This is a genomic window from Campylobacter concisus (assembly GCF_003048775.2).
Lineage (GTDB): Bacteria > Campylobacterota > Campylobacteria > Campylobacterales > Campylobacteraceae > Campylobacter_A > Campylobacter_A concisus_I.
In genome coordinates this window covers 1,720,670-1,733,947 of sequence record NZ_CP049272.1, presented here as the reverse complement: position 1 = coordinate 1,733,947, position 13,278 = coordinate 1,720,670, and the positions used below count along the sequence as shown (strand labels likewise).

27 protein-coding genes are annotated in these 13,278 nt (G+C 37.9%); all 27 read left to right on the top strand.

Annotation, left to right across the window (positions count from 1 at the left end; translation table 11 throughout):
* The first annotated feature begins 10 nt into the window (after nucleotides 1–10).
* The 27 genes from rplC to CVT17_RS08610 all read left to right on the top strand — a co-directional run bounded on the left by rplC (nucleotide 11) and on the right by CVT17_RS08610 (nucleotide 13,276).
* A complete protein-coding gene (gene rplC, locus CVT17_RS08740; protein ID WP_002941563.1) occupies nucleotides 11–589 on the top strand; it encodes a 50S ribosomal protein L3 in 579 nt (192 codons plus the stop codon).
* Nucleotides 586–1,200, top strand: a complete 615-nt coding sequence (rplD, locus tag CVT17_RS08735) for a 50S ribosomal protein L4 (protein WP_021092445.1) — start codon at nucleotides 586–588, stop codon at nucleotides 1,198–1,200. The genes rplC and rplD overlap by 4 nt, the downstream gene beginning before the upstream one ends.
* 1 nt (nucleotide 1,201) lies before the next feature.
* Nucleotides 1,202–1,483: a 50S ribosomal protein L23 gene (locus CVT17_RS08730; protein ID WP_002941535.1), complete on the top strand. Its 282-nt coding sequence runs from the start codon at nucleotides 1,202–1,204 to the stop codon at nucleotides 1,481–1,483.
* 1 nt (nucleotide 1,484) lies between these two features.
* On the top strand, nucleotides 1,485–2,318 hold the full coding sequence (gene rplB / locus CVT17_RS08725; protein WP_103641425.1) for a 50S ribosomal protein L2: 834 nt from the start codon (nucleotides 1,485–1,487) through the stop codon (nucleotides 2,316–2,318).
* 2 nt (nucleotides 2,319–2,320) lie between these two features.
* Nucleotides 2,321–2,602, top strand: a complete 282-nt coding sequence (gene rpsS, locus CVT17_RS08720) for a 30S ribosomal protein S19 (protein WP_002941639.1) — start codon at nucleotides 2,321–2,323, stop codon at nucleotides 2,600–2,602.
* An 11-nt stretch (nucleotides 2,603–2,613) separates the two neighbouring features.
* On the top strand, nucleotides 2,614–2,946 hold the full coding sequence (gene rplV / locus CVT17_RS08715) for a 50S ribosomal protein L22 (RefSeq protein WP_009295259.1): 333 nt from the start codon (nucleotides 2,614–2,616) through the stop codon (nucleotides 2,944–2,946).
* 1 nt (nucleotide 2,947) lies between these two features.
* Nucleotides 2,948–3,646 (top strand): 30S ribosomal protein S3, encoded by a 699-nt coding sequence (rpsC, locus tag CVT17_RS08710; protein WP_002941650.1) that lies wholly within the window; start codon nucleotides 2,948–2,950, stop codon nucleotides 3,644–3,646.
* A 2-nt stretch (nucleotides 3,647–3,648) separates the two neighbouring features.
* Complete coding sequence (gene rplP / locus CVT17_RS08705) at nucleotides 3,649–4,074, top strand: 50S ribosomal protein L16 (RefSeq protein ID WP_021091116.1); 426 nt, start codon at nucleotides 3,649–3,651, stop codon at nucleotides 4,072–4,074.
* Complete coding sequence (rpmC, locus tag CVT17_RS08700) at nucleotides 4,061–4,255, top strand: 50S ribosomal protein L29 (protein WP_002941625.1); 195 nt, start codon at nucleotides 4,061–4,063, stop codon at nucleotides 4,253–4,255. The genes rplP and rpmC overlap by 14 nt, the downstream gene beginning before the upstream one ends.
* 1 nt (nucleotide 4,256) lies before the next feature.
* Nucleotides 4,257–4,508 (top strand): 30S ribosomal protein S17, encoded by a 252-nt coding sequence (rpsQ, locus tag CVT17_RS08695; RefSeq protein ID WP_021091107.1) that lies wholly within the window; start codon nucleotides 4,257–4,259, stop codon nucleotides 4,506–4,508.
* Nucleotides 4,508–4,876 carry a 50S ribosomal protein L14 gene (rplN, locus tag CVT17_RS08690; RefSeq protein ID WP_021091075.1) on the top strand — a complete coding sequence of 123 codons (369 nt, stop codon included), beginning with the start codon at nucleotides 4,508–4,510 and terminating at the stop codon, nucleotides 4,874–4,876. Before rpsQ ends, rplN begins: the two co-directional genes overlap by 1 nt.
* Nucleotides 4,876–5,112: a 50S ribosomal protein L24 gene (gene rplX / locus CVT17_RS08685; protein ID WP_002941666.1), complete on the top strand. Its 237-nt coding sequence runs from the start codon at nucleotides 4,876–4,878 to the stop codon at nucleotides 5,110–5,112. Before rplN ends, rplX begins: the two co-directional genes overlap by 1 nt.
* 5 nt (nucleotides 5,113–5,117) lie before the next feature.
* Nucleotides 5,118–5,663, top strand: a complete 546-nt coding sequence (gene rplE / locus CVT17_RS08680) for a 50S ribosomal protein L5 (RefSeq protein WP_002941643.1) — start codon at nucleotides 5,118–5,120, stop codon at nucleotides 5,661–5,663.
* A 1-nt stretch (nucleotide 5,664) separates the two neighbouring features.
* Entirely contained in the window at nucleotides 5,665–5,850 is a 186-nt protein-coding gene (locus CVT17_RS08675) for a type Z 30S ribosomal protein S14 (protein WP_002941532.1), read from the top strand.
* A 9-nt stretch (nucleotides 5,851–5,859) separates the two neighbouring features.
* Nucleotides 5,860–6,255: a 30S ribosomal protein S8 gene (gene rpsH, locus CVT17_RS08670; protein ID WP_107770023.1), complete on the top strand. Its 396-nt coding sequence runs from the start codon at nucleotides 5,860–5,862 to the stop codon at nucleotides 6,253–6,255.
* Nucleotides 6,256–6,448: 193 nt separating this feature from the next.
* A complete protein-coding gene (gene rplF, locus CVT17_RS08665; RefSeq protein ID WP_054197279.1) occupies nucleotides 6,449–6,985 on the top strand; it encodes a 50S ribosomal protein L6 in 537 nt (178 codons plus the stop codon).
* Between the two features lie 10 nt (nucleotides 6,986–6,995).
* Nucleotides 6,996–7,352, top strand: a complete 357-nt coding sequence (rplR, locus tag CVT17_RS08660) for a 50S ribosomal protein L18 (protein WP_021091120.1) — start codon at nucleotides 6,996–6,998, stop codon at nucleotides 7,350–7,352.
* A 15-nt stretch (nucleotides 7,353–7,367) separates the two neighbouring features.
* Nucleotides 7,368–7,811, top strand: a complete 444-nt coding sequence (gene rpsE, locus CVT17_RS08655) for a 30S ribosomal protein S5 (RefSeq protein ID WP_002941646.1) — start codon at nucleotides 7,368–7,370, stop codon at nucleotides 7,809–7,811.
* Nucleotides 7,812–7,826: 15 nt separating this feature from the next.
* Nucleotides 7,827–8,228, top strand: a complete 402-nt coding sequence (rplO, locus tag CVT17_RS08650; protein WP_021089212.1) for a 50S ribosomal protein L15 — start codon at nucleotides 7,827–7,829, stop codon at nucleotides 8,226–8,228.
* A complete protein-coding gene (gene secY, locus CVT17_RS08645; protein ID WP_054197277.1) occupies nucleotides 8,228–9,490 on the top strand; it encodes a preprotein translocase subunit SecY in 1,263 nt (420 codons plus the stop codon). The genes rplO and secY overlap by 1 nt, the downstream gene beginning before the upstream one ends.
* Before the next feature lies 1 nt (nucleotide 9,491).
* Nucleotides 9,492–10,250, top strand: coding sequence for a type I methionyl aminopeptidase (map, locus tag CVT17_RS08640; RefSeq protein WP_072595226.1), 759 nt, complete (start codon nucleotides 9,492–9,494; stop codon nucleotides 10,248–10,250).
* Between the two features lie 34 nt (nucleotides 10,251–10,284).
* Complete coding sequence (gene infA / locus CVT17_RS08635; protein ID WP_002848031.1) at nucleotides 10,285–10,503, top strand: translation initiation factor IF-1; 219 nt, start codon at nucleotides 10,285–10,287, stop codon at nucleotides 10,501–10,503.
* 189 nt (nucleotides 10,504–10,692) lie between these two features.
* The gene (gene rpmJ, locus CVT17_RS08630; RefSeq protein ID WP_002941545.1) at nucleotides 10,693–10,806 is read left to right on the top strand and encodes a 50S ribosomal protein L36; all 114 of its coding nucleotides are present in this window, start codon (nucleotides 10,693–10,695) and stop codon (nucleotides 10,804–10,806) included.
* A 3-nt stretch (nucleotides 10,807–10,809) separates the two neighbouring features.
* The gene (gene rpsM, locus CVT17_RS08625; protein WP_002941610.1) at nucleotides 10,810–11,178 is read left to right on the top strand and encodes a 30S ribosomal protein S13; all 369 of its coding nucleotides are present in this window, start codon (nucleotides 10,810–10,812) and stop codon (nucleotides 11,176–11,178) included.
* Between the two features lie 22 nt (nucleotides 11,179–11,200).
* Nucleotides 11,201–11,593, top strand: a complete 393-nt coding sequence (rpsK, locus tag CVT17_RS08620) for a 30S ribosomal protein S11 (RefSeq protein ID WP_021091081.1) — start codon at nucleotides 11,201–11,203, stop codon at nucleotides 11,591–11,593.
* Nucleotides 11,594–11,618: 25 nt separating this feature from the next.
* A complete protein-coding gene (gene rpsD / locus CVT17_RS08615) occupies nucleotides 11,619–12,245 on the top strand; it encodes a 30S ribosomal protein S4 (protein ID WP_103580103.1) in 627 nt (208 codons plus the stop codon).
* Between the two features lie 14 nt (nucleotides 12,246–12,259).
* Nucleotides 12,260–13,276, top strand: a complete 1,017-nt coding sequence (locus tag CVT17_RS08610; RefSeq protein ID WP_103580102.1) for a DNA-directed RNA polymerase subunit alpha — start codon at nucleotides 12,260–12,262, stop codon at nucleotides 13,274–13,276.
* Nucleotides 13,277–13,278: the final 2 nt, after the last annotated feature.

Sequence of the window (13,278 nt, the reverse complement as noted above, 5' to 3'; positions counted from 1 at the left end):
GGATAAGAGTATGGAATATATTGTAGAAAAAATAGGCATGAGTAGAACGATTGCCACGAAGAGTACGCCAGTTACACTACTTAAGCTAGTTGAGGCTAAAGTATGTGAGATCGACGAAAACAAACGTGCTATCGTAGCGTATGCCCACACTAAAGCAAACAACAAAGCTATCGCTGGTCAGCAAAAGAAATACAATCTGACTGCAGAATTTAACAAATTTGCTACGCTTGAAGTAGCTAATAGCGAAGTTGGAAACCTAGACTTTACACCATTAAATGAGGCTAAAATTTTAAAAGTTAGCTTTAACTCAAAAGGTAGAGGCTACCAAGGCGTGGTAAAAAGACATGGTTTTGGTGGTGGTCCAAAAAGCCACGGCTCACGTTTCCACAGACGCCACGGTTCAATTGGTAACTGCGAATGGCCAGGTCGTGTTCAACCAGGTATGAAAATGGCAGGACACATGGGTAATGAGAAAGTTACTGTTAAAAACGAGCTAATAAGCTTTGACGCTCAAAATGGCATCGTAGTTGTAAAAGGTTGCGTTCCTGGTCACAATGGTGCAATGGGTAAAATAAGGATTGTAAAATGAGTAAAATTCACGTATTAAACGATAAATTTGAAAATTCAGGCGAGCTAGAGCTTCCTGCAAGCTACGCTGAAGTAAATCCGCACAACCTATATCTTTATGTAAAATCTTACCTTGCTGGTATAAGAGCAAATACGGCTCATACTAAAAGTCGTGCTTTTGTAAGCGGTGGTGGTAAAAAACCATGGAGACAAAAAGGACGTGGTGGTGCAAGAGCGGGTTCAACTAGAACTAACGTTTGGGTAGGCGGTGCAGTTGCATTTGGTCCAACAAACGAGAAAAACTATTTTCAAAAAGTCAATAAAAAACAAAAAAGACTAGCTCTTGAGTACGCTTTGGCAGTAAAAGCACAAGATGGTAAAATTTTCGCAGTAGATAGCATCTCAATCGAGTCTGGAAAGACAAAAGATGCAGCTAATATCATCAAAAATTTAAAAGTAAAAGACGCGCTTATCGTTAAAGATTTACTAGACGATAAAACACTACTTGCTTTTAGAAATTTAGCAAACTGCTATGTAGTAGATGCAAATGAGGTAAATGCTTATCTTGTCTCTACATTTAGTTCGGTTATTATTGAAAAAGCTGCACTAAAAACTATAACAAAAGAGGGCTAAAATGGCGGATATAACTGATATCAAAACAATTATTTATACAGAAAAAACTCTAGGCCTTCAAGAACAAGGCGTTGTTGTTATCCAAACTTCACCAAGAGTTACAAAAAACAGCTTAAAAGCGGTTTTACAAGAGTATTTTGGAGTAACGCCTGTTCGCGTAAATTCACTTAGAATTAGCGGCAAGGTTAAGCGTTTTAGAGGAAGAGCAGGCCAACGTGACGAGATAAAGAAATTCTACGTTAAGTTACCTGAAGGCGTAAGCCTAGAAAATACGGAGGCGTAAGATGGCTATAAAATCATATAAACCATATACACCTAGTCGCAGATATATCACTGGACTAAGCTCTGAAGATATAACAGCTAAACCAAGCGTTAGAAGCTTGCTTGTTAAACTACCTGCATCTGGCGGTAGAAATAACAATGGTCGTATAACTTCAAGACATAAAGAGGCAGGTGCAAAAAAACTTTATCGTATCATCGACTTTAAACGTCGCAAATTTGGTATAGAAGGTAAAGTTGAAGCAATCGAATACGATCCAAACAGAAACTGCCGTATCGCTCTTATAGCTTACAAAGATGGTGAAAAGCGCTATATTATTAGACCAAATGGCCTAAATGTTGGCGACGTTATCGCATCTATCGATGAGGGCTCACTAGATATTAAACCAGGCAACGCTATGAAATTAAGATTTATCCCAGTTGGTACTATCGTTCATAACGTGGAGCTAAAACCTGGCAAAGGCGCTCAGATAGCTCGTTCAGCTGGTGGTTATGCTCAGCTAATGGGTAAAGAAGAGAAGTACGTTATCTTAAGAATGCCAAGTGGCGAGATGAGACAAGTACTAGCTGAGTGTATGGCAAGTATTGGTGTAGTTGGCAACGAAGATTGGGCTAACATCACTATCGGTAAAGCTGGACGTAATCGCTACCGCGGTATCCGCCCACAAACACGTGGTTCTGCTATGAACCCAGTTGATCACCCACACGGCGGTGGTGAAGGTAAGAAAAATTCAGGCCGTCACCCAGTTACTCCATGGGGTAAACCAACTAAAGGTGCTAAGACTCGCCGTAAAAAAGCTAGTGATAAGCTTATAATTTCAAGAAGGAAAGGAAAATAGAGATGGCAAGATCACTCAAAAAAGGTCCTTTCGTAGATGATCATGTAATGAAAAAAGTTATTGCCGCAAAAAATGCAAACGATAACAAACCAATCAAGACTTGGTCAAGACGTAGCACGATTGTACCTGAAATGATTGGACTAACATTTAACGTTCATAATGGCAAGAGCTTTATTCCTGTATATGTTACAGAAAATCATATAGGCTATAAACTTGGCGAATTTGCTCCAACGCGCACATTTAAGGGTCACAAAGGCTCAGTGCAAAAGAAAATCGGCAAGTAAGGGGAGATAATATGAGTAAAGCAATTATAAAATTCGTAAGACTTTCTCCTACAAAAGCAAGACTTATAGCAAGAGAAGTTCAAGGCATGAATGCCGAGCTAGCACTTGCAAGCTTGCAATTTATGCCAAATCGTGGTGCTAAATTTATAGCAAACGCTATTAGCTCAGCAGTAGCAAATGGCGGATTTGAGCCAGAAGAGGTTGTAGTAACTAGTTGCCGCGTTGACGCTGGTCCTGTATTAAAGAGATTTAGACCAAGAGCAAGAGGAACAGCGAGCAAAATTCGCAAACCTACTTCTCATGTAATGGTAGAAGTATCTAAACCTGAAAAGAAGGAAGCATAATATGGGACAAAAAGTAAATCCAATAGGTCTTAGACTAGGAATTAACCGCAACTGGGAATCTAGATGGTTTCCAACCAAACAAAGTCTTCCTGAAAATATCGGTGAAGATTACAAAATTCGTGCATTTTTAAAGAAAAAACTTTACTATGCAGGAATCAGCCAAATTCTAATCGAAAGAACGGCTAAAAAACTTCGTGTAACCGTAGTTGCAGCTCGTCCTGGTATCATCATCGGCAAAAAAGGTCAAGATGTTGAAAACCTAAAGAACGAAGTTAGCAAACTTATCGGTAAAGAAGTAAATGTAAATATCAAAGAAGAAAGAAAAGCTCAAGCTTCAGCTCAACTTGCTGCTGAAAACGTAGCTATGCAACTTGAAAAGCGTGTCGCATTTAGACGTGCTATGAAAAAAGTTATCCAAGGTGCTCAAAAATCAGGCGCTAAAGGTATCAAAATTTCAGTTGCTGGTCGTTTAGGTGGTGCTGAGATGGCAAGAACCGAGTGGTATCTAGAAGGTCGCGTTCCGCTTCATACTCTTAGAGCAAAGATAGATTATGGTGTAGCTGAGGCTCATACGACTTATGGAAACATAGGTATTAAAGTATGGATTTTTAAAGGTGAAGTTCTTCAAAAAGGTGTTCAACCTGAGAAAACTGAAGAAGAAGCACCTAAGAAAACACGTAGAGCAAGAAGAGGTAAATAATTATGTTGATGCCTAAAAGAACGAAATTTCGTAAGCAAATGAAAGGTCGCAACCGTGGTTATGCGACTCGTGGAGCATCTTTAGCAACTGGCGAATTTGCACTTAAAGCTGTTGAAGCTGGCAGAATAAATTCTCGCCAAATAGAAGCTGCTCGTCAAGCTCTAACTCGTCACGTAAAAAGACAGGCTAAAATTTGGATTAGGGTTTTCCCTGATAAGCCACTTACTAAAAAACCTCTACAAACTCGTATGGGTAAAGGTAAGGCTGGAGTTGAAGAGTGGGTTATGAATATCAAACCTGGTCGTATAATATTTGAAATGGCTGGTGTTAGCGAAGAGTTAGCTCGTGAAGCTCTAACTTTGGCTTTACACAAACTTCCTTTCAAATCAAAATTTGTAACGCGAGAGAGTGAAAATGAAATATACTGAGTTAAAAGATAAGAGCGTTGCAGAATTAAACGCGTTGCTAAAAGAGAAAAAGGTGCTTTTATTTACTTTAAGACAAAAGCTAAAAACTATGCAGTTAAGCAACCCTAATGAGATTAGTGCTGTTCGCAAAGAGATAGCTCAGATCAACACTGCAATTAGTGCAACAAGACAAGGGGCGTAAAATGGCATTAAAAAGAGAAATTCAAGGTGTTGTTTTACAAAAAGCTGGAGATAAAACAGCTACTATTTTGGTAGAAAGACGCGTTATGCACCCAAGATACCATAAATTTGTAAAACGCTTTAAAAAATATTTAGTTCATGATGAGAAAAATGAGACAAGAGCAGGCGATACAGTTGTTGCGATCGAGTGCAGACCACTTTCAGCTCGCAAGAATTTTCGCTTAAAAGCTGTATTGGCAAAGGGAGTTGAGTAATGATTCAAAGTTTTACAAGACTTGCAGTTGCTGATAATAGTGGTGCAAAAGAGTTAATGTGTATAAAAGTTCTTGGCGGCAGCAAAAGAAGATACGCTACACTTGGCGATATCATAGTTTGCTCTGTTAAAAAAGCTCTTCCAAATGGTAAGATCAAAAAAGGACAGGTTGTAAAAGCTGTTGTCGTAAGAACTAAAAAAGAGGTTCAAAGAGATAATGGTTCGCTAATCCGCTTTGACGAGAACGCAGCTGTTATACTTGATAGCAAAAAAGAGCCAGTCGGCACTCGTATTTTTGGACCAGTTGGACGTGAGGTTAGATATGCTAACTTTATGAAGATTGTTTCGCTAGCTCCGGAGGTTTTATAATGGCTAATGTAAAATTTAAAGTCAAAAAAGGCGATACCGTTAAGATCATCGCTGGTGACGATAAAGGCAAAACTGGTAAAATTTTAGCAGTTCTTGCAAAAAAAGGTCAGGTTATAGTTGAGGGATGCAAAATAGCTAAAAAAGCTATCAAACCAAGCGAAAAAACTCCAAATGGTGGTCACGTAAATAAAGAGATGCCAATTGACATATCAAACGTCGCGAAAGTTGAAGGATAAGAGATATGAGTAGATTAAAAGATAAATTTAACGAAACTATCAAGCCAGCTCTCGTAAAAGAATTTGACATCAAAAATCCAATGCTTATCCCTGCGCTTGAGAAAATTGTGATCAGTGTAGGTGCTGGAGACTCTGCGAAAGATCAGAAAGTGCTTCAAAATATGGCTGATACCATTTCACTTATCGCTGGACAAAAAGCAGTTATCACTGATGCTAAAAAATCAGTTGCTGGCTTTAAAGTTCGCGAAGGTTTCCCTGTTGGTATCAAAGTAACTTTGAGAAAAGAGCAAATGTATGCTTTCTTAGATAAGCTAATTAGCGTTGCTCTTCCAAGGGTTAAAGACTTCCGTGGTCTTCCAAAAAATGGCTTTGATGGACGTGGAAACTATAACTTTGGTCTTAGCGAGCAGCTAATGTTTCCAGAGGTTGAGTATGATAAAATTTTACGAACTCATGGTATGAATATTACGATTGCTACTACGGCTAAAAATGATAAAGAGGCATTCAAATTGCTAGAGCTATTTGGCGTGCCGTTTGCAAAAGGAAAGTAAAATGGCAAAGAAATCAATGATAGCAAAAGCTGCACGCAAGCCAAAATTTGCGGTTCGCGGCTACACTAGATGCCAAATTTGCGGTCGTCCGCACTCTGTTTATAAAGATTTTGGAATTTGCCGTGTTTGCCTAAGAAAAATGGCTAACGAAGGCCTAATACCTGGTCTTAAAAAAGCAAGTTGGTAAGGAAGAGAAATGTTAAACGATTTAATATCAGATGGATTAACACGCATTAGAAATGCAAGTATGAGAAAGCTTGAAACTGCGAAATTGCTTCATTCTAAGGTTGTTGAGGCTACTCTTTCTATCCTTGCAGCAAAAGGCTATGTAGAGAGCTACAACGTTATCGAAGAAGGTAACAAGAAATTTATAAATGTAGTTTTAAAGTATGATGAGTACGGCAGAAGTGTTATAAACGAGCTTAAAAGGGTTTCAAAACCTGGTCGCCGTGTTTATCAAGGCAAAGACGACATTAAGCGTTTTAAAAATGGTTACGGAACAGTTATCGTTAGCACAAGCAAAGGCGTTATGAGCGGTATTGAGGCAAGTAAAGTCGGCGTTGGTGGCGAGGTTCTTTGCACGGTTTGGTAATAAACTGCATTAAAAACGCTATTTTAACCTTATGAAGGTAAGGTTAAATTTTTAGCTTGGTAAAATTTTAGATTTTGCCAAAGCTAAATTTAGAAATTCAAATGAAGGTTTCGTCAAATTTGACGATAAAATTTACGGCATTGTGGTGTTTATTCGCAAATGTAGGAACACCCTAGACAAGTAAAGGAAAAAAATGTCACGTATTGGAAAACAGCCTATCGCTATCCCAAGTGGTGTAGACGTTAGCGTTGAAAATAATGTCCTAAAATTTAAAAAGGGCAATCATATAAAAGAGCTTGACACAAAAGGTCATGTTGATGTCAAGGTAGAAAATGGTCATATAGTTTTTGCTCCAAAAGGCGAAGATCGCCAAAGTAGAGCTTACTGGGGAACATATAGAGCACTTGCTAATAACATCGTAACTGGTATCACTGCGGGATTTACTCGCCAGCTTGAGATCAACGGCGTTGGTTATAAAGCAGCTGCAAAAGGTAAAATTTTAGAGCTTTCTCTTGGTTTTTCACACCTTATCAACTATGAGCTACCAGCAGGCGTTGAAGCTAGTGTTGAGAAAAACGTTATTACTATCAAAGGCGATGACAAACAAGTAGTAGGTCAAGTGGCTGCTCAAGTTAGAGGATTTAGACCACCTGAGCCATATAAAGGCAAAGGCGTTAAATATCTAGAAGAACGCATCATCCGCAAAGCGGGCAAGACATCTAAGAAGTAAGGAGCGGTAAATGACAGCAAAAGTACTAAAAAGAAAAATCGCTCTTAGAATTAAGAGAAAAAGAAGAATCAGAGGTAAAATTTCTGGTGTTGCAACTTGCCCAAGAGTTTCTATTTTCAAATCAAACAGAACTCTTTATGTTCAAGCGATTGACGACGTTACAGCTACTACACTAGCTGCGGTTGATGGCAGAAAGATAGGCATAAAAGCAAATAAAGAAGGTGCGGTCACTTTAGCTAAAGAATTTGCTAAGGCTTTAAAAGCTAAGAAGATAGATGTTGCAGTTTTTGATAGAAATGGTTATTTATACCATGGCGTTATCGCAGCATTTGCTGAAGCTTTAAGAGAAAATGGCATCAAGCTATAACCCAAAGGAAAATCGATGGAAAAATATAATAGAGAAGAATTTGAAGAAGTAATCGTCGATATCGGTCGGGTTACAAAGGTTGTTAAAGGTGGTCGTAGATTTAGATTTACAGCTTTAGTTGTTGTTGGTAATAGAAATGGTCTAGTTGGCTTTGGTTATGGTAAAGCTAAAGAGGTACCAGATGCGATGAGAAAAGCGATTGACGACGCATTTAAAAATATTATCCACGTTAAGATCAAAGGCACAACTATCCCTCACGATGTAGAGGTAAAATACAACGCAAGTAGAATGCTACTTCGCCCAGCTAGCGAGGGTACTGGTGTTATCGCTGGTGGTAGTGCACGTCCTATTATCGAGCTTGCAGGTATTAAGGATATCCTTACTAAATCACTTGGCTCAAACAACTCAGCAAACGTCGTTCGTGCTACTATAAAAGCACTTAGTTTGCTAAAAAGCTAAGAGAAAGGAGTTAAGATGGCATTAGAAAAATTAACACCTGCTGCAGGTTCAACTCATGCAACCAAAAGAATAGGTCGTGGCCAAGGCAGTGGCAATGGCAAAACTGCTGGCAAAGGTAATAAAGGTCAAAGAGCAAGAAAAGGCTACAATGAGAAAAGAGGTTTTGAGGGCGGACAGCAACCACTTCAAAGACGTCTTCCAAAAGTAGGTTTTACTTCTAAATTTGAAAAACCTTATGTTATTAATGTCGAGAAAATTGCAGCTATAAAAGAGCTTGCTGAAATTTCAATAGCAACAATAGCTAGCGTTCATAAAATTTCAAAGAGCGTTACTAAGATAAAACTAATCGGTGCAAGTGCAAAAGCTCTTGCTTCAAAGATTAAAGACGAGAACGTTAGCGTTAGCGGAACAAAATAATGGATAAAACACTGACCAACAAGATTTTAATCACGTTGGCATTTTTGTTCGCATACAGGATACTGGCTTATGTGCCAGTTCCTGGTGTTAATGTCGACGTAATTAAAGAATTTTTCAATTCAAACAATAGCAATGCCTTGGGTCTATTTAATATGTTTAGTGGTAAAGCCGCCGAGCGTTTAAGTATCATATCTCTAGGTATCATGCCTTACATCACAGCTTCGATTATTATGGAACTTCTAGCAGCGACATTTCCAAAGTTAGGTCAGATGAAAAAAGAGCGCGACGGTATGCAAAAATATATGCAAATTATACGCTATGCAACCATCGTCATCACTCTTGTGCAATCAATCGGTGTTTCTATCGGACTTCAAAGCTTAAGCGGACGCGGTGGCGAACAAGCTATCATGATAGATATAAATTTATTTATCGCGATATCTGCTGTATCTATGCTAACTGGAACTATGCTGCTTATGTGGATAGGTGAGCAAATAACGCAACGTGGTATAGGCAACGGTATAAGTCTTATCATCTTTGCTGGTATCGTCTCTGGTATACCTAGTGCGATCGGTGGAACTGTAAATTTAGTAAATACTTCTGAGATGAATTTCCTAACAGTTATCGCTATTTTGGTGATTATCTTAGCTACTATTGGTGCTATTATATTTGTCGAGATGGGCGAAAGGCGTATCCCTATTTCTTACTCAAGAAAAGTGATAATGGAAAATCAAAACAAACGTATAATGAACTATATACCGATCAAAGTAAATTTAAGTGGCGTTATTCCACCGATATTTGCTAGTGCGATTTTGATGTTTCCTAGTACTATTTTACAGGCTAGTACAAATCCGATCATCCAAGCTATCAACGACTTTTTAAGTCCAAATGGCTATATGTTTAACTTTTTAACATTTTTATTTATCATCTTCTTTGCGTTTTTCTACGCATCAATCGTGTTTAACACAAAAGATATAAGTGAAAATTTAAAGAAACAAGGCGGATTTATCCCAGGCGTTAGACCAGGTGAGAGTACAGCTAGCTATCTAAATGAAGTAGCTGGAAGGCTAACTTTAGGTGGTGCTTTATACTTGGGTATCATTTCAACACTGCCTTGGGTACTTGTAAAGACTATGGGTGTTCCATTTTATTTTGGTGGCACGTCAGTACTTATTGTGGTTTCAGTAGCACTTGATACGATGAGGCGTATAGAAGCCCAGTCTTATACAAACAAATACCAAACTCTAAGTGCAGTAGGTCTATAAAATGGCTATCACGCTTAAAAGACCAGCTGAGATAGAGAAAATGAGAGCGGCGAACAAGATCGTCGCTCGAACTCTTGATCACATTTCTACGATTATAAAGCCTGGAATTTCCCTTCTTGAGATAGATAAAATTTGTGAAGATATGATAAGGGCTGCTGGGGCAAAACCTGCTTTTAAAGGTCTTTATGGCTTTCCAAATGCAGCTTGCATAAGCGTCAATGAAGTAGTGATCCACGGAATCCCAAATGAGTATAAGCTAAAAGAGGGTGATATCGTTAGCGTTGATATCGGCTCAAATTTAGATGGTTATTTTGGTGATTCGGCTAGGACATTTGGAGTTGGTAAAATTTCAAAAGAAGACGAGGCTTTGATCGCTTGCTCAAAAGATGCACTATATTTTGCGATTGACTATATAAGAGCTGGTATGCATTTTAAAGAAATTTGCTATGAGCTTGAGAAATTTATTCTTGGTAGAGGTTATGTGCCTTTACGTGGATATTGCGGTCACGGTATAGGAAAAAGGCCACACGAAGAGCCAGAAATTCCAAACTATCTTGAGGGGCATAACCCAAAAGCTGGACCAAAGATAAAAGAGGGAATGGTATTTTGTATAGAGCCAATGATCTGCCAAAAAGACGGCACGCCAGTTTTGGGAAGTGATAACTGGAAAGTAACTTCAAAAGATGGTTTGAGAACTAGCCATTATGAGCATTGCATGGCGATAGTTAATGGCAAAGCCGAAATTTTAAGCCAAGCATAAAATTTATAGTAAAAATTTAAAGAAAGGAGAATTTGTGGCAAAAGACGATGTCATTGAGATTGATGGAAACGTTGTTGAGGCACTACCAAATGCAACTTTTAAAGTTGAGCTTGACAACAAACATATAATTTTATGTCATATCGCCGGAAAAATGAGAATGCATTATATAAAGATAATGCCTGGCGACCGCGTAAAAGTAGAACTTACGCCATATAGCCTAGACAAGGGCAGGATCACTTATAGATATAAGTAAATTTGATTTTGTGGCAAATATGCTAAGTAAATTTAAAGCTGGTTTTGGATAAAATCCAAGCTTTGCGAAAAGCTGTATGAAGAATTATTTTCAAAGTTCCCCACTTATTTTGAAAATAGTTGGTTTAAATTCTTTCTTTAGACCTGATGCAGCCCCTAAAAAAGTGGAATAAATTTTTAGGAGACTAAAATGAAAGTTCGTCCTTCTGTAAAGAAGATGTGTGACAAATGTAAAATTGTCAAACGTAGTGGCATAATTCGTGTTATCTGCGAAAATCCAAAACATAAACAAAGACAAGGATAAGGCATGGCACGTATTGCAGGTGTAGATTTACCAAACAAAAAGAGAATAGAGTATGGTTTGACTTATATCTATGGTATAGGTCTTTACAAATCTCGTCAAATTCTTGACGCAGCTGGAATTTCTTATGACAAGAGAGTTTATGAGCTTAGTGAAGATGAAGCGGCAGCTATCCGTAAAGAAATTCAAGAGCATCATATCGTTGAGGGTGATTTGAGAAAACAAGTTGCTATGGATATCAAAGCTCTTATGGATCTTGGAAGTTATAGAGGTCTTCGCCACAGAAAAGGTCTTCCTGTTCGTGGTCAAAAGACTAAAACTAATGCTAGAACCAGAAAAGGCAGACGTAAAACTGTCGGTGCAGCTACTAAGTAAGGCAAGGGTTAAAGGATAATAAATGGCGAAAAGAAAAATTGTTAAGAAAAAAGTAGTTAGAAAAAGCATAGCCAAAGGTATCGTTTATATCAGTGCAACATTTAACAACACTATGGTAACTGTAACTGATGAAATGGGAAATGCTATTGCATGGAGTAGTGCAGGTGGCTTAGGCTTTAAAGGTAGCAAAAAATCAACTCCTTATGCAGCTCAACAGGCAGTTGAAGACGCTCTAAATAAAGCAAAAGAGCATGGTATAAAAGAAGTTGGTATTAAGGTTCAAGGTCCAGGTAGCGGACGTGAAACGGCTGTTAAAAGTGTAGGAACTGTTGAAGGAATTAAAGTATCTTTCTTTAAAGACATTACACCTTTACCACACAATGGTTGTAGACCGCCAAAACGCCGCCGCGTATAATTAGAGAAAAATAGGAGAAATTATTATGGCTAGATATACAGGACCTGTTGAAAAATTAGAAAGACGTCTTGGTGTGTCTCTTGCGTTAAAAGGCGAAAGAAGACTTGCTGGTAAAAGTGCTTTTGAAAAAAGACCTTATGCGCCAGGACAACATGGACAAAGAAGAGCAAAAATAAGCGAATATGGCTTACAACTTCGCGAGAAGCAAAAAGCTAAATTTATGTATGGTGTTTCTGAGAAACAATTTAGAAGATTATTTCAAGAAGCAGCACGCCGCGAAGGTAATACCGGTGCTCTTTTGGTTCAACTATTAGAGCAAAGATTAGATAATGTTGTTTATAGAATGGGCTTTGCAACAACTCGTCGTTTTGCTCGTCAGCTAGTAACTCATGGACATATTTTAGTAAATGGTAAAAGAGTAGATATACCATCTTACAGAGTTGAACCTGGTGCAAAAGTAGAGATTGTTGAAAAATCTAAAAACAATCCACAAATTATTCGTGCAATAGATCTTACAGCACAAACTGGTATTGTTGCTTGGGTAGATGTTGAAAAAGAGAAAAAATTTGGAATTTTCACTAGAAATCCAGAAAGAGAAGAGGTTATCATTCCTGTTGAGGAAAGATTTATAGTAGAGCTTTATTCAAAATAATAGAGGGTATAAAGATGAGAAAGATTACTACATCAGCTTATATGCCAACTGAAATTGAAGTTAAAAGTATTAGCGAAAATGTTGCTAATATTACAGCATATCCTTTTGAGGCGGGTTATGCTGTTACTTTGGCTCACCCATTGCGTCGTCTTCTTTACACAAGTACGGTAGGTTTTGCTCCTATTGGTGTAAAGATAAAAGGCGTTAGCCATGAATTTGATAGTATGCGTGGTATGCTAGAAGACGTAGCATTTTTTATTATAAATTTGAAAAAAATCAGATTTAAATTAAAAAGCACCAGTGAGCGCGAAGTTATAGAATATAGCTTTAAAGGACCAAAAGAGATAACTGGGGCTGATCTAAATAATGATCTAGTTGAGATCGTTAACCCAGACGCATACCTTGCTACAATAAACGAAGATGCTGAGTTAAATTTTTCAGTTATCATTCAAAAAGGTATCGGATATGTTCCTAGTGAAGAGATCAGAGAAGAGATTGAAGACGACTATATCGCACTTGATGCTTTCTTTACACCTGTTAAAAAAGCAGTTTATGATATACAAAATGTCTTGGTTGAGGATGATCCAGACTATGAAAAGATCGTATTTACTATAACAACTGATGGTCAAGTTAGTCCGATAGAGGCTTTTAAAAATTGTTTAGAAGCTATGTATCAACAAATGTCAGTATTTAAAGGAATTTTAGATATTGATGTTAGTACTCCAGTTGCTAGTTCAAGTGCAGGTGGCGAGTTTTCAAAGTTACTTTCTAGTGTAGAAGATCTAAATTTAAGCGCTAGAAGTTTTAACTGCCTTGACAAAGCTGATATTAGATTTATTGGCGAGCTTGCATTAATGGACGAAAATGAGCTTAAAGAGCTTAAAAATTTAGGTAAAAAATCTCTTGAAGAGATTAAAGCGGTTATGGAAGAGATAGGCTATCCAGTTGGTGCCGATGTGTTAAAAGATGGCAAAGAGCAACTAAGAAAGAAAATAACCGAGCTTAAAGCACAAATGAGTGTAAAAGAATAAAA

Coding starts and splice junctions, on each gene's coding strand:
- rpsD (WP_103580103.1), top strand. CDS start 11,619: ATGGCTAGATATACAGGACCTGTTGAAAAATTAGAAAGACGTCTTGGT.
- rplX (WP_002941666.1), top strand. CDS start 4,876: ATGGCTAATGTAAAATTTAAAGTCAAAAAAGGCGATACCGTTAAGATC.
- rpsS (WP_002941639.1), top strand. CDS start 2,321: ATGGCAAGATCACTCAAAAAAGGTCCTTTCGTAGATGATCATGTAATG.
- rpmJ (WP_002941545.1), top strand. CDS start 10,693: ATGAAAGTTCGTCCTTCTGTAAAGAAGATGTGTGACAAATGTAAAATT.
- rplB (WP_103641425.1), top strand. CDS start 1,485: ATGGCTATAAAATCATATAAACCATATACACCTAGTCGCAGATATATC.
- rplV (WP_009295259.1), top strand. CDS start 2,614: ATGAGTAAAGCAATTATAAAATTCGTAAGACTTTCTCCTACAAAAGCA.
- rplD (WP_021092445.1), top strand. CDS start 586: ATGAGTAAAATTCACGTATTAAACGATAAATTTGAAAATTCAGGCGAG.
- rplP (WP_021091116.1), top strand. CDS start 3,649: ATGTTGATGCCTAAAAGAACGAAATTTCGTAAGCAAATGAAAGGTCGC.
- CVT17_RS08610 (WP_103580102.1), top strand. CDS start 12,260: ATGAGAAAGATTACTACATCAGCTTATATGCCAACTGAAATTGAAGTT.
- rplE (WP_002941643.1), top strand. CDS start 5,118: ATGAGTAGATTAAAAGATAAATTTAACGAAACTATCAAGCCAGCTCTC.
- map (WP_072595226.1), top strand. CDS start 9,492: ATGGCTATCACGCTTAAAAGACCAGCTGAGATAGAGAAAATGAGAGCG.
- CVT17_RS08675 (WP_002941532.1), top strand. CDS start 5,665: ATGGCAAAGAAATCAATGATAGCAAAAGCTGCACGCAAGCCAAAATTT.
- rplO (WP_021089212.1), top strand. CDS start 7,827: ATGGCATTAGAAAAATTAACACCTGCTGCAGGTTCAACTCATGCAACC.
- rpsC (WP_002941650.1), top strand. CDS start 2,948: ATGGGACAAAAAGTAAATCCAATAGGTCTTAGACTAGGAATTAACCGC.
- rpsM (WP_002941610.1), top strand. CDS start 10,810: ATGGCACGTATTGCAGGTGTAGATTTACCAAACAAAAAGAGAATAGAG.
- rplC (WP_002941563.1), top strand. CDS start 11: ATGGAATATATTGTAGAAAAAATAGGCATGAGTAGAACGATTGCCACG.
- rplR (WP_021091120.1), top strand. CDS start 6,996: ATGACAGCAAAAGTACTAAAAAGAAAAATCGCTCTTAGAATTAAGAGA.
- rpmC (WP_002941625.1), top strand. CDS start 4,061: ATGAAATATACTGAGTTAAAAGATAAGAGCGTTGCAGAATTAAACGCG.
- rplN (WP_021091075.1), top strand. CDS start 4,508: ATGATTCAAAGTTTTACAAGACTTGCAGTTGCTGATAATAGTGGTGCA.
- rpsK (WP_021091081.1), top strand. CDS start 11,201: ATGGCGAAAAGAAAAATTGTTAAGAAAAAAGTAGTTAGAAAAAGCATA.
- rpsH (WP_107770023.1), top strand. CDS start 5,860: ATGTTAAACGATTTAATATCAGATGGATTAACACGCATTAGAAATGCA.
- secY (WP_054197277.1), top strand. CDS start 8,228: ATGGATAAAACACTGACCAACAAGATTTTAATCACGTTGGCATTTTTG.
- rplF (WP_054197279.1), top strand. CDS start 6,449: ATGTCACGTATTGGAAAACAGCCTATCGCTATCCCAAGTGGTGTAGAC.
- CVT17_RS08730 (WP_002941535.1), top strand. CDS start 1,202: ATGGCGGATATAACTGATATCAAAACAATTATTTATACAGAAAAAACT.
- rpsQ (WP_021091107.1), top strand. CDS start 4,257: ATGGCATTAAAAAGAGAAATTCAAGGTGTTGTTTTACAAAAAGCTGGA.
- rpsE (WP_002941646.1), top strand. CDS start 7,368: ATGGAAAAATATAATAGAGAAGAATTTGAAGAAGTAATCGTCGATATC.